The organism is Paraburkholderia sp. LEh10 (assembly GCF_017814945.1).
Taxonomy (GTDB): domain Bacteria; phylum Pseudomonadota; class Gammaproteobacteria; order Burkholderiales; family Burkholderiaceae; genus Paraburkholderia.
This window is the reverse complement of record NZ_JAGIPX010000029.1, coordinates 93,206-105,691: the sequence shown is the minus strand read 5'-3', so window position 1 is coordinate 105,691 and position 12,486 is coordinate 93,206. Positions and strand designations below refer to the sequence as shown.

Below are 12,486 nucleotides of genomic sequence, written 5' to 3'. Positions count from 1 at the left end.
CAACTGCAGATACGTCTTCTTATTCATGCGCGACACTTTAACAAACGTCAGTGTTGCAGTTCAGATTTGAGGCCGCCATGCCATCATGGAACAAATCGCGATCGAGAGGCTGACTGGACTGATTGCTTTTGCGCGTGCCGCATCGCTTGGCAGCTACACGGCCGCCGCGCGTTCGCTGTCCGTTTCGCCATCGGCCATCAGCAAGAGCATTCAGCGGCTCGAGCAGCATTTCGGACTCAGGCTGTTCAGCCGGACTACGCGCTCGCTGACGCTGACGCCAGAGGGGCGGGATCTTCTGGAGCGCACGCAACGGTTATTGCGCGAGGCGGAAGGTATCGAACAAGGCGTAGCCGCTGCGCGCGCGGAGCCGGCTGGAACGCTCAAGGTGACGGCGCCGTTGCCCGTCGGCGTGAACATCCTCGCCCCCGCATTGACGATGTTCCGCCGACAGCATCCGAAAGTGACCGTCGATGTCCGCCTGAGCGATCGTTACGTCGATTTGATCGAAGAAGGCGTGGATGTCGCCATTCGGGTCGGCGACCCCGGCGACACGCGATTGATTGTGCGTCGTCTTGCACCGCATCGGGTTTGCGCGTTCGCATCGCCGGAATATCTGCAGGAGCGAGGCCTGCCGCAGCATCCGAATGATCTCTTGCAGCACGATTGTGTGAACTTCAGATATCAGTCGACGGGGCAGGAGGCTGCATGGCCGTTCAACGTGGGGGGCAAACTCGTTGAATTTACGCCTGCGTCGGCTTTGATTGTCGACGCCAGCGACGCCATTGCCGCGGCTCTGGCCGCGGGTGCCGGAATCGGGATTTCGACGACGTATATCGCTGCGGCATACGTTAGAAGGCGTGAACTCGTACCGGTGCTGCATAAGTTCGCCTATGACCGATTCCATTTACATGCGGTGTGGCCCGAGAGCCGCCGCAGCAATCCGGCGGTACGAGCGTTTGTCGGATTTTTGCAGGACATCTTTCCGTCTCCCGCGCCCTGGGACGTGCTAGTGCAGGCTCATGCTTCCTAGCGCTTGTTGTCAAGGAATACGCGGTCACCGTCGATGGGCGATCCGTCACCACGCTCGTCCCTCGTCGCATCGAATCTTTGCGCCTTAACCGAGCTGCCGGAAATATTTCCATCGCAAAGTCGATAAACACACGCATCTTCCCGAGTAGAAGCCGCCGCGAAGCATAGTAAAGGGAGGTCATGCCCGCGTCCGAATGCAATTCGGGCAGCAAACGCACCGGCTTGCCGCCGGCCAGATCCGGCAGTACGTCGGGAAGCGCCAGCATCGCGACACCCAGACCGAGTATGGCGGCATCTGGAGGCGGGATCGCTCATCACGTGTCGACGGACACCACAATTGTCACTCGTACGATTTCGAACTAGAACCTCTGCTGGAGGCCGAGCATGGCGCCGAACTGGTTGGCTCCTGTCCGAACAGTCCCTAATGCCGCGACCGGCGCATTTCCCTTGTCGCTGTTCATGATGTAGCCAAGTGACATATAAGCCGACGTTCGTTTTGAAAATAGATACGTTGTGCGGGCGACAAAAAGTTCGCGTTGGCCACACTTCGGTTGATGTACCTAAGCGCTTGTACATCTTCAATCAGGTCGGGCCTGATGAAATATTCAAAGCCGAGGAAGAAGATATCGGACTGCGCGTGAACTGCTGCGGCGGTATTTCTCCGCATCCAACCTCCAGCAACCTTTACAGGTCCGACCATCGCGTAGGCATCGACGAGGTTTCGCGTGTCCGTAAACGCACTCGAACTCAACGGTGCCGACGCATTGGGACCGCCGCGCATCACATCGTATGATGTCGCCACCCCGAACTGCGTGGACTGGTAGGACAGCATCGCAGTGTATTGGCGGCACGCGATGAAGTCACCGGGCAATTGGCCTGCGCAGTTGGACGCGTCGATACGGCGCCCGCGAAGGACTTCCCATACAATATTGCGACCTGATTGCACGTGAGCGAACGCGTTGGACCGACTAGAAGCCATGGAAATGCTGCTGACCGCCGTGGACAGGGGAAGCCTGTCGGCGGCAGCACGCGAACTGAAGATCCCTGTCAGCACGCTCACCCGCAAGGTAGCCGATCTCGAGGAGTTGCTCGGAACCCGGTTGCTGATACGAACCACGCGAAAACTGACATTGACCGACGCGGGTATGTCATACGTCGCGGCGGCCCGACGCATTCTCGACCTCGTGCGTGAACAGGAGCACGAGGCCACCGGCGAGTTCGCGACCGCGAAAGGCGAGCTGGTCGTGACTGCGCCCGTGCAGCTTGGTCGCCTGCATGTTTTGCCTGTCATCAATCAGTTCCTCGCGCAGTATCCGGACATCACCGTTCGGCTCCTTCTCTCCGATCGAAACATCGACCTCATCGATTCGCACGCCGACCTCGCCTTGCGCATCGGAGAACTCGCGGATAGCAGCATGATCGCCACGCGCATCGGCTCATTGCGCCCGATCGTCTGCGCGAGTCCCGCCTTCCTCGCCAACCATACGCCGCCGCGCGAACCCGACGATCTCGTGAAGTATTCGTGCGTCGTCTTCAATAGCCCGTATCTGTCGCCGTGGCGTTTCCGCCTTCCCACGACGAACAAGATCTATGTGCTCGGCGTGAAACCCCGGCTCGAGGTCACGACACCCGACGCTGCCGTCAGCGCCGCCGTGGACAATGCAGGCATCACCTACGTATTCGAGCACGATGCCGATGAAGCGCTCCGGAACGGGAAGCTCGAGATACTCCTGCCACAGTTCGAGATCGAGCCCGTGCCCGTCCATCTGGTTCATGTGTCCAGAAATCTGATGGCCATCAAACTGCGGCATTTCATCGACTTCGCGGCGCCCAAACTCAGGCAATCGCTCTCCCGGTTCGGCAAGCAGAAGCGGCACTAGCGCCTTCTCGATTCCTTCAGGCTCACGACTCGTCGCTCTGGTCACCGAGTACCCGATCATTCCGGTTCTCGATGACGTCCTGCGTCGCCTTCGTTGCGCCCGGACCGGCAGCAAACCGCACGTCCCGGTACGTCAGCGCCTGCCCGCCCGCCGCGCGTACTTCCACGGCCGCTACGGGACTGCCGCTAGCATGCTCCACCAAGGTGATCGGCGGCTTTCCATTTGGCCTCAGCCACTTGTCTCCCCATTGCATGAGCGCGACCAGCACCGGGTATAAATCCGCCCCCTTCGAGGTCAAGCGGTAACCGAACGTGTTGGCGCGTTCGGCGACCGGGAAGCGTTCAAGGATATCCAGTTCGATCAAACGTTCCAGCCGGGCCGTGAGGACATTGCGGGCGATACCGAGCCCGCTCTGAAATTCGTCGAAGCGCCTGCTGCCTTGCGTGCACTCGCGAACGATCAGTAGCGTCCACCACTCGCCCACCTCGTCGAGGGCGCGAGCGATCGAACAGTCCATTTCATCGAAGCGTTTTCTATACATGATGGAACGTATCCTAGCCCAGGTTTCGTCACGCAACTTAACCGGATTGTGGGGAACAGCTTCCCGGTTTCGGCCAGTAGTGGGACGCAACGGTGTTGCCTATAGTTGCGTCACGAAACTTAGCCGGCAGTCGTTCAGGGGGAAGTCTCCCGGGATAGCGGCCAGATTCTGGACTACGCGGTTTTCTCCATACGAGAGAGCAAAGATCGATCATCTGACGGGCGAGCTGGGCCACGACCCTCTGCTGTAAAGCCTGTTTCCATAATTAGGAATGCCATGAATACTGAAGTTGATCAGGCCGAGGCGAGAGTGACGACTCCTGCCAACCCGGCGCCCTCCGGCTCTATTCGATGGGTCGGCAAAGGTGTCGCAGCCGCTGTGATCGTCGCCATCGCGGCCACGGCAGCTCACATGCACTGGTCGAGTGCAGCGCCCGTTGCCGCACCGTCGCCTCCGTCGGTTGCCATCAGCGCACCGTTGCAGCGTGATATCGAAGGCCGGCTCGGGTTTCTCGGCCAGTTCTCGGCCGTGAATCGCGTCGACTTGCGCGCGCAGGTCGGCGGCACGCTCGTGCAGATCAATTTCAAGGACGGCGACATCGTGCATAAAGGCGACGTGCTGTTCGAGATCGATCCGGAACCGTATCAGACCAAACTGAGCCAGGCGACGGCCGGACTCGAATCCGCGAATGCCCGGCTGGCACTCGCCACCCGGGAGCTTGCCCGCGCGCACGAATTGCAGCGTTCGGAGGCAGGAACGGTCGAGAACGTCGACCAGAAAGTCGCTGAACAACGAGCCGCTCAAGCGGCTGTCGACAACGCCAATGCGCTCGTTCGCGATGCCCGGTTCGACCTGGATCGCTGCAAGATCACGGCACCGTTTACCGGGCGCATCGGCACACACCTCGTCTCGACGGGCAATCTGGTATCCGGCAGCCGCGCCGGCAGCGGCCCCACGACGCTGCTAGCGACCATCGTCTCGCTGGACCCGATCTACCTGGATTTCGACATTAGCGAAAACGACTATGCCGCCTTCCAGCGTTCTCGTGGAGACCAGAAAGGACCGCTCGCAGACGCAGTGAACATTTCGCCCACAGGCGACAGTGACTATGCGCGCACCGGCACGCTCAACTTTATCGACAACACGCTCGACCGTTCGAGCGGAACCATTCATGCGCGCGCAACGATTCCCAATAGCGACCTGTCGCTCACACCCGGTGGCTTCGCACGCCTGCGGCTGGCAACGACTGCACCGCAACCGGCATTGCTCGTCCCCGATGCCGCCGTACTCCAGGATCAAACGGACCACATGGTGTACGTCGTCGGAGACGACAATGTGGCCACGCCCAGAAAGGTCGAGATCGGCGACCTTCGCGGCGGTCTGCGCGTGATCCGATCTGGACTTGCCTCGACCGACCGGATCGTGATCGACGGCATTCCGTCTGTCCGCCCCGGTTCGAAGATTTCTCCGCACACCGGTGCGATCCAGTTCTCGGCAGAGCACGGTGACGAAGGAGCCAAATCATGAAACTGACTCACTTCTTTATCGAGCACCCGCGCTTTGCAGCGGTGCTCAACATATTCGCTGTGCTCGTCGGCCTCGCAACCATGATGAAGCTGCCGGTGGCCCAGTATCCGAACATCGTTCCCACCACCATCCAGATCACGACCTCGTATCCGGGTGCATCGGCCGATACGATTGCGCGCACGGTCGCAACGCCGCTCGAGCAGTCCGTCAACGGCGTCGAGAATATGGATTACATTTCGAGCCAATCGACCAGCAACGGTCAGTTGACGATCACGGTGATCTTCAAGGTCGGAACTGATCCGAATACAGCGCTTTTGCTGACACGCAGCCGCGTGGAAGACACGCTGTCTCGCCTGCCTGCTGAAGTGCAATTGCAGGGCGTCCAGGTGAAAAAGACTATCCAGGCGCTGCTGCTCGGCGTTCACGTCTATTCACCCGACGGCTCGCGCAGCCCCGAATACCTGTCGAATTACATGCTCAAGGTGCGCGATCAGATCGCGCGTCTGCCGGGCGTGTCGGACTTTCAGTTGTTCGGCGAACGGCAGTACGCGATGCGCATCTGGATCGATCCGGACAAGGCCGCTTCGTATAACATCAGCGCCAATGAAATACTGGCAGCGCTTCGCGCGCAGAATGCCGCCGTGTCGGCAGGTGTGCTCAACCAGCCGCCTGTGTCGAACAATGGCACGGGTGCCTATCAGATCAATATCGACGCGCTTGGCCGTCTCACGACGCCCGAACAGTTTGGCAACGTCGTCGTCAAGTCCGATACGCAGGGACGTGTGACACGCATTCGCGATATCGGCCGTGTCGAGCTTGGCTCGGTGGACTACGGCTCCAAGGCTTACGCTGACAGGTATGCCGCCACGCCGTGGTTCGTCATCGCCACGCCCGATGCGAACGTGGTGCAGGTCGAGCACGACGTGTGGGCCAAAATGGCCGAGCTGAAGAAGAGCTTCCCACCCGGCGTCGACTACATCAAGATCTACGACCCGACTACCTTCGTTTCCCAGTCGATCGAGGAAGTCGCGAAAACGATCGGCATTGCCATTCTGCTGGTGGTTGGCGTCGTGTATCTGTTCCTGCAGAACTGGCGCGCCACGATCATTCCGGTTGTCGCGATTCCGGTGTCGCTGGTCGGCACGTTCGCCATCCTTTCGCTGTTCGGCGCGTCCATCAACAACCTTTCGTTGTTCGGACTGGTTCTGGCCGTCGGGATTGTCGTGGACGATGCCATTGTCGTGGTCGAGAACGTCGAACGGAACATGGCGCTCGCCATGTCGCCGAAAGAAGCCGCACATCGAACCATGAACGAGGTTTCGACGGCCATTATCGCCATCGCGCTCACGTTGTGCGCTGTGTTCGGCCCCACTGCATTGATGTCCGGCATCTCGGGTCTGTTCTTCAAGCAGTTCGCGATTACGATCGCCGCATCGACCGTCATCTCGTGCTTCGTTTCGCTTACGCTGAGCCCGGCTCTGTGCGCAGTGCTTCTCAAGCCGCACGAGATGGAAAAGTCTCACGGCGGGTCCACCGCGCTGGGTCGCCTCCATCACGCGATTTTCGGCCGGTTCAATGCGTCGTTCGAATGGCTGTCGTCCCGCTACGGAAAAATGACGGGCCGCGCCGTACGTGCGACCACCGTCATGCTGATCGTCTACGCGGGTCTGATTGGTGCGACTGCGTTGCAAATGTCGAGAATGCCGACCGGCTTTATTCCGGATCAGGACATCGGCTATCAGGCTGTGATTGCGTTCCTTCCTCCCGGCTCAAGTCTCGAGCGCACCGACAAGGTGATTCGCGAGATCAACGACATCGTGCTCGATACGCCGGGACTCAAAGGCGTGACGCACACGTCGCCCGTGTCGGGCCTCGACGTCACGACGGGCACGATTGCGCCCAACGTGGGAACGCTTTTCTACGGGCTTCCTTCGCTGTATGGCAAGCATGTCCCCGGCGTCAATGCGGCGTCGATGCTGGTCGAACTCCGCAAGCGGGTCGCGGGTGTCAAGGACGCTGTGGTCGTCGTGATCAACCCGCCGCCTGTGCAGGGGCTGGGCGCAGCGGGCGGCTTCAAGCTGATGCTGGAAGACCGTGGCGGACTCGGCCCGCAGGCACTCGCCGACGCCTCGCGTGCACTCGTGGCTGCTGCCAACAAGGACAAGGTGTTCGGTGGTGTCTTCACGCTTTACAACGCGGGCGCGCCATCCGTCTATGCGGACATCGACCGTTTGAAGGCAGAAAAGATCGGCCTCACGCCAACGGATGTGTTTTCGACGATGGATCTCTACCTTGGCTCGCAATACGTGAATGACTTCAACTTCATGGGCCGTACGTATCAGGTACGCGTTCAGGGCGATGAAGCATTCCGCCGGACACCCGAAGACATCGGACGGCTCAAGGTGCGCAACTCGACGGGCGACATGGTGCCGATCAGCAGCGTAGCGACGTTCAAAAACACGACCCAGCCGTATCGCATGCCGCGCTACAACATGTATCCCGCAGCGGAAATCATGGGTGCAGCCGGTCCCGGATATTCGTCGGGCGACGCCATCCAGCACATGGAACAGCTCGCAGCGCAGGTGCTTCCGAACGGCATCACGTACGAGTGGACCGACCTCGCTCACCAGCAGAAAGAACAGACCATGTCGCCGCTCGTGATCTTTGCTGCGTCGGCACTGTTCGTGTTCCTCGTGCTCGCTGCGCAGTATGAAAGCTGGAAGACGCCGCTCGCGATCGTGCTGATCGTGCCGATGTGTTTGCTCGCAGCGGCGATCGGTCTGAACATGCGCGGCATGCCGATCGACATTCTTGCGCAAATCGGGTTCGTGGTGCTCGTCGGTCTGGCCGCGAAGAACGCCATTCTCATTGTCGAGTTCGCCAGACAGCGTCAGGACGAAGACGGCGTCGATGCGGAAGACGCTGCAACTCATGCTGCACATGTGCGGTTGCGCCCCATCCTGATGACGTCGTTTGCGTTTATCGCAGGCGTGGCACCGCTCGCCGTCGCCAGCGGCGCCGGCTCTGAAATGCGGCAATTGCTCGGCACGACGGTGTTCTTCGGCATGCTCGGTGTGACGCTCTTCGGGCTCGCATTCACGCCGGCGTTTTACGCCTTCGTTCGCAAGCTCGGCATCAAGAGCGCGCCCGCCTTGCGGAACTCGGTAGTGGAGAAGTGAAATGAACGGCTTCGTATCCAGAACTTCGAAAGCTCTCATCGGCAGTCTGATCGTCAGCGCAATGCTTGCGGGCTGTGCCGTCGGGCCCGACTACGTCGCGCCTCACACCGAGATGGCGCCGTTTCACAACGCGAAGGTCGTGGCCGACCGGCAAACGACATTGCCCGCCCCGAACCTTGATAGCTGGTGGACGGGCTTCAACGATCCCGAGCTGGTCAAGGTGGTGCAACGGGCGCTGGATCAAAACCTGAGCCTCCAGGCTGCGATCGCACGCGTGGCGCAATCGCGCGCCGCGGCCCAGGCGGCAGGCGCCCGCCTGCTCCCGACCGTCGATGCCAATGCGGCGTACACGGCAGTACACCAGAGCACGCAGAGTCCTCTTGGCACGATTGCGAGCGCGTTTCCCAACTACAGCCGTGACCAGAAGGAGTACGTCGCCGGTGCAACGGCAAGCTGGGAAATCGATCTGGCGGGCGGCCTGCGGCGCGCACACGCGGCGGCCACCGACGAAGAGCAGGCCGCCGAGGCCGCTCAACTCGGCACGCGCGTGACGGTTGCTGCCGACGCCGCCGATGCCTATCTGCAAATCAGAGGGCTGCAGGCGCAACTGGCCGTCACCCAGGATCAGGTCGATACCGACGCGCGTCTGCTGGAACTCGTGAAAGCGCGCAAACAGGCCGGTGCATCGGACGAACGCGAGGTCGCGCAGGCTGAAGCCCTGTTGCGTCAGGCACGTGCCACCGTTCCACGCTTGCGCGTGTCGCTCGAAGCGCAATTGAACCGGCTCGATGTGCTGATGGGCCACCAGCCGGGGACCTATGCGGCAGAACTCGGCACGAACGCGGGTGTAATTCCGGACGTGCCCGCCATCGGCAGCGCGGATCAGCCCGTCGACGTGCTGCGGCGACGCCCGGACATCATTGCTGCCGAACGCCACCTGGCAGCCTCCAACGAAGCAATCGGCGTGGCAATCGCCGATTACTACCCGAAGATTTCGCTCTCTGGCGCACTCGGATTCGACAGCATCTCGGCCAGCCACTTCCTGAGCGCGAAGTCGTTCCAGCCAATCGGCACGGGTGCGCTGCAGTGGCGTCTGTTCGATTTCGGCAAGGTGGACGCCGAGGTCAAGAGTGCGCGCGGCGCTTACGCGGAGGCATTGGCGCAGTATCGGGAAGCTGCCCTCAAGGCAACCGAAGACGTCGAAGACGCGTTGATGACGCTGTCGCAAACGGAGATCCGTGCGCAGGAAATTCAACAGGAAGTCGCCGCATTGACGAAGGCGCGTGATCTTTCGGAGAAAGCATATCGCGCGGGTTCGATCACGCTCACCGATGTGCTCGACGCTGACCGGCAACTGCTCGATGCGCGCGACGATCTCGATGCAACGAAGGCAGACGCCGCTCGCGCCGCAGTGAGAACGTTCCGTTCGCTCGGCGGCGGATGGGATGCCCCGCATCAGCAACTCGCGCAAACGAAGTGACTCCGGTGCATGACTTAACCGGTTTGTGGGGAACAGCTTCCTGCTTTAGGCCCGTAGTGCGATGCAGTCGGCTTCCCTATAGTTTCGTCACGCGACTCAATTTGCAACCTTTTTGGAGAAGTCGACATGGATCGCCGCCTTCTAACACTGTCACTCGGCATGTTTGCGCTAGGCACCGATAGCTTTGTCTTCGCGGGCATCCTGCCTGAAATCGCACACTCGTTTGGCGTCAGCATCGGCGCTGCGGGTCAGCTGATCAGCGTCTATGCGCTGAGCTATGCATTACTTGGCCCGACCATCGCAGCGATCGCTGCGAACGTGCCTCGCAAGCGTCTGCTACTGAGCGGCATCGGCCTGTTTGTGATCGCCAATCTCGGCACCAGCGCGGCACCGAATCTCGGCATCGCATTGGCCACGCGCGCTTTCGCGGGTCTTGGCGCAGCATGTTCTCGCCGACTGCCAGCGGTACGGGTGCGTCACTGGTGCCGCCGGAGCGTCGCGGCTACGCGCTGTCCATCATCGTGGCGGGATTGACGACGGCTACCGCGCTGGGTTCGCCCATCGGTGCCATGATTGGCGGACTCGCAAGCTGGCACTGGACGCTGGTTCTCGTTGCCGCGCTCGGTGCCGCCGCGTTCGCGGGCATTCTCGCGTTCATGCCTGACGTGCCGTTGCCGCCCCCCATTCGCTGCGCGAACGCCTGTCTCCCCTCACCGATTCCCGCGTCGGACTCACGCTGACGACGACGGTGCTTGCGCAGATCGGCACCTTCATTATCTTCAGCTACTTCTCCGTCGTGTTCGACCGTGCAATCGGCCACAGCGCCCCCGTGCTGGGCGGATTGCTTGTCCTGTGGGGACTGGCAGGCACCTTTTCGAATCTGCTGACGGGACGAATCCTCGACAAGATCGGTTCACACAAGGTCGTTCTGATCAAGCTCACCATCGTCGCGATCGTCATCCTCACGATGCCGATCACCGGCGCACACCTCTGGAGTGCAGCAATCGCGGTGACGATCTGGGGAGCCTCCGCGTGGGGCGTGCTGGTGCCGCAACAGTTCCGTCTCGCGAGCCTGAATCCGCCGATGACGGCTGTGCTGGTCGGTCTCAACACGTCAGCGACCTATGTGGGTGTGTCAATTGCCGGTGCGCTCGGCGCGGCGGTGATACCTGTTATCGGCAGCCATAACCTGGGCTACCTCTCCGCCATTCCCGTCGTTATCGCGATCCTCGTCTCCGGGCTCGCGACGCGCTGCATCGCATCGTTTGCGAAGACAGCAAAAGGCGCCGTAGCGGCTTGAGCTTCAATCCTTTAAAAGGAAAACAACCATGTCTAACGCAAAACCATTCCGTCAGTTGCACGACAATTCGATCCCGCTGCGCTTGCCGAATGTCTGGGACGCCGGCAGTGCACGTCTCGTCGAGGCATTGGGTGCATCCGCAATCGCCACGACGAGCGCAGGTTTCGCGTGGGCGTTAGGCTATCCGGACGGCCGCGTGCTCCCTTTCGATGAGGTCGTGGCTTCTGTTCGCCGTATCGTCCGCGTACTGAACGTGCCCTTGTCGGTCGATATCGAGCATGGCTATTCCGACGATCCAAAGACCGTTGCTGACCATGTGATGCGGCTTATGGATCTCGGCATTGCCGGCATCAATATCGAAGACGGCCCGGACCCGGCATCGCTTCTCGCGCAGAAGATCGAAGCGATCAAGAATGCCCTCGTGAAGTCGGGTTCGGATCTCTACGTCAACGCACGCTCCGACGTCTTTCTTGCGGGCCTCGCTGAGAAATCCGAGCAAGCCGAAGAGTCGGTTGCTCGCGGCAATCTATATGCATCGGCCGGTGCGGATGGGCTTTTCCTGCCGGCCCTCGTGCAGTCACCCGATATCGAAACGATTGCGGGCGCAACGCGTCTGCCTCTTAACGTCATGGCCGTGCCAGGACTCGCCGATGCAGCGACGCTCGGCAAGCTCGGCGTGCGCCGGCTGAGCGCGGGCAGCGGCATCTCGCAGGTCGTGCTCGGCAAGGCGAAGGCCCTCGCGCAGGACTTTCTGAACGACGGCCGTTCCGAAACGCTCGCTAGCAATCCCTTGCCGTACTCCGAAATCCAGAACCTTTTCGCCGGACTGATCAAGCGATGAGTGAAAGACGTATCGCGAAGATTCGATCGTCGACGTCCGCTCGGACTTCTTTCACTACTGAACACACAAGGAGAGTTTCATGAACCTCAAAGGCAAGCGCGCGCTCGTCACCGGCGCAAGTCGCGGAATTGGCGCTGCAATCGCAAAGGCATTGGCGGCTGCCGGCGCAGATGTGGCAATCACCTATGAAAAATCGGCGGAAGAGGCCGCGAGCGTCGTCAAGGCGATCGAAGCGGAAGGCCGGCGCGGCGTCGCAATCCAGGCGGATAGCGCAAACGCATCGGCCGTGCAGGCATCCGTACAGAAGACGGTCGAAGTCGTGTTCCTCGCGAGCGCCAATGCCGGTTATGTCACGGGCACCACGCTCACCGTCGACGGTGGCGCCAACGCGTAAGGGTTGACACAGATGTCGGCGGGAGGTGCACGTGACGTCCGGCCTGACGGTCCATACGTCTATCGCTCCGTCGCAACCGCTGTATCGCGCTAAGGTCTGCTCAATGAGACGAAGCGGTCATTCGCGGGCGAATCTTGAGCGGCTACTTTTGGCCGATCTTTGCGCCACGCGGCTGACCCTGCTCGCCCCATAAGAGACAATGGTCGTGCTGTCGCCGCAATGGCCGCTTGTTTAGCCAGCACCGGTCATATCCGATCGTGCGATGGCCTCCTCATACTTACCGTCAGCCGGACCAACCGGTTGGAGCCGGTGAAT

The 12,486-nt window shown here is 60.9% G+C and carries 10 protein-coding genes and 2 pseudogenes; 10 read left to right on the top strand and 2 right to left on the bottom strand.

What is annotated here, in order from left to right; genetic code table 11:
* Positions 1 to 85 precede the first annotated feature (85 nt).
* Both J8I87_RS44900 and J8I87_RS23805 read left to right on the top strand, forming a co-directional pair.
* Positions 86 to 277, top strand: a pseudogene (locus tag J8I87_RS44900) (LysR family transcriptional regulator); the annotation flags it as partial.
* A 39-nt stretch (positions 278 to 316) separates the two neighbouring features.
* Positions 317 to 1,030 carry a substrate binding domain-containing protein gene (locus J8I87_RS23805; RefSeq protein ID WP_245254112.1) on the top strand — a complete coding sequence of 238 codons (714 nt, stop codon included), beginning with the start codon at positions 317 to 319 and terminating at the stop codon, positions 1,028 to 1,030.
* A gap of 456 nt (positions 1,031 to 1,486) precedes the next feature.
* Here the strand turns inward: J8I87_RS23805 and J8I87_RS23800 are convergent, their stop codons facing one another.
* Positions 1,487 to 2,008 carry a hypothetical protein gene (locus tag J8I87_RS23800; protein WP_209934423.1) on the bottom strand — a complete coding sequence of 174 codons (522 nt, stop codon included), beginning with the start codon at positions 2,006 to 2,008 and terminating at the stop codon, positions 1,487 to 1,489.
* Between J8I87_RS23800 and J8I87_RS23795 the strand changes: the two genes are divergently transcribed.
* On the top strand, positions 2,007 to 2,909 hold the full coding sequence (locus tag J8I87_RS23795) for a LysR family transcriptional regulator (RefSeq protein WP_313065610.1): 903 nt from the start codon (positions 2,007 to 2,009) through the stop codon (positions 2,907 to 2,909). The two genes, J8I87_RS23800 and J8I87_RS23795, sit on opposite strands and share 2 nt — an antisense overlap.
* 22 nt (positions 2,910 to 2,931) lie before the next feature.
* Here J8I87_RS23795 and J8I87_RS23790 read toward each other — a convergent pair whose 3' ends face one another.
* Positions 2,932 to 3,450 carry a winged helix-turn-helix transcriptional regulator gene (locus J8I87_RS23790; protein WP_209934412.1) on the bottom strand — a complete coding sequence of 173 codons (519 nt, stop codon included), beginning with the start codon at positions 3,448 to 3,450 and terminating at the stop codon, positions 2,932 to 2,934.
* Between the two features lie 411 nt (positions 3,451 to 3,861).
* Here J8I87_RS23790 and J8I87_RS23785 point away from each other — a divergent pair, with 411 nt between their 5' ends.
* From J8I87_RS23785 to J8I87_RS23760, 7 genes and pseudogenes are all read left to right on the top strand, one after another.
* The gene (locus J8I87_RS23785; protein WP_245254110.1) at positions 3,862 to 4,977 is read left to right on the top strand and encodes an efflux RND transporter periplasmic adaptor subunit; all 1,116 of its coding nucleotides are present in this window, start codon (positions 3,862 to 3,864) and stop codon (positions 4,975 to 4,977) included.
* The gene (locus J8I87_RS23780) at positions 4,974 to 8,156 is read left to right on the top strand and encodes an efflux RND transporter permease subunit (protein ID WP_209934410.1); all 3,183 of its coding nucleotides are present in this window, start codon (positions 4,974 to 4,976) and stop codon (positions 8,154 to 8,156) included. Before J8I87_RS23785 ends, J8I87_RS23780 begins: the two co-directional genes overlap by 4 nt.
* 1 nt (position 8,157) lies before the next feature.
* Positions 8,158 to 9,636: an efflux transporter outer membrane subunit gene (locus J8I87_RS23775; protein WP_209934409.1), complete on the top strand. Its 1,479-nt coding sequence runs from the start codon at positions 8,158 to 8,160 to the stop codon at positions 9,634 to 9,636.
* Positions 9,637 to 9,762: 126 nt separating this feature from the next.
* Positions 9,763 to 10,376 (top strand): annotated as a pseudogene (locus J8I87_RS44895) (MFS transporter).
* An 8-nt stretch (positions 10,377 to 10,384) separates the two neighbouring features.
* The gene (locus J8I87_RS44885) at positions 10,385 to 10,936 is read left to right on the top strand and encodes a hypothetical protein (RefSeq protein WP_245254105.1); all 552 of its coding nucleotides are present in this window, start codon (positions 10,385 to 10,387) and stop codon (positions 10,934 to 10,936) included.
* 28 nt (positions 10,937 to 10,964) lie between these two features.
* A complete protein-coding gene (locus J8I87_RS23765) occupies positions 10,965 to 11,777 on the top strand; it encodes an isocitrate lyase/phosphoenolpyruvate mutase family protein (RefSeq protein ID WP_209934407.1) in 813 nt (270 codons plus the stop codon).
* A gap of 79 nt (positions 11,778 to 11,856) precedes the next feature.
* Positions 11,857 to 12,171, top strand: a complete 315-nt coding sequence (locus J8I87_RS23760) for an SDR family NAD(P)-dependent oxidoreductase (RefSeq protein WP_409518790.1) — start codon at positions 11,857 to 11,859, stop codon at positions 12,169 to 12,171.
* The last annotated feature ends 315 nt before the right edge of the window (positions 12,172 to 12,486 follow it).

What these genes read in the sequence shown, in the direction of transcription:
- J8I87_RS23785 (WP_245254110.1), top strand. Translation starts at nt 3,862, where the DNA reads ATGCACTGGTCGAGTGCAGCGCCCGTTGCCGCACCGTCGCCTCCGTCG.
- J8I87_RS23780 (WP_209934410.1), top strand. Translation starts at nt 4,974, where the DNA reads ATGAAACTGACTCACTTCTTTATCGAGCACCCGCGCTTTGCAGCGGTG.
- J8I87_RS23800 (WP_209934423.1), bottom strand. Translation starts at nt 2,008, where the DNA reads ATGGCTTCTAGTCGGTCCAACGCGTTCGCTCACGTGCAATCAGGTCGC.
- J8I87_RS23760 (WP_409518790.1), top strand. Translation starts at nt 11,857, where the DNA reads ATGAACCTCAAAGGCAAGCGCGCGCTCGTCACCGGCGCAAGTCGCGGA.
- J8I87_RS23790 (WP_209934412.1), bottom strand. Translation starts at nt 3,450, where the DNA reads ATGTATAGAAAACGCTTCGATGAAATGGACTGTTCGATCGCTCGCGCC.
- J8I87_RS23765 (WP_209934407.1), top strand. Translation starts at nt 10,965, where the DNA reads ATGTCTAACGCAAAACCATTCCGTCAGTTGCACGACAATTCGATCCCG.
- J8I87_RS23775 (WP_209934409.1), top strand. Translation starts at nt 8,158, where the DNA reads ATGAACGGCTTCGTATCCAGAACTTCGAAAGCTCTCATCGGCAGTCTG.
- J8I87_RS23795 (WP_313065610.1), top strand. Translation starts at nt 2,007, where the DNA reads ATGGAAATGCTGCTGACCGCCGTGGACAGGGGAAGCCTGTCGGCGGCA.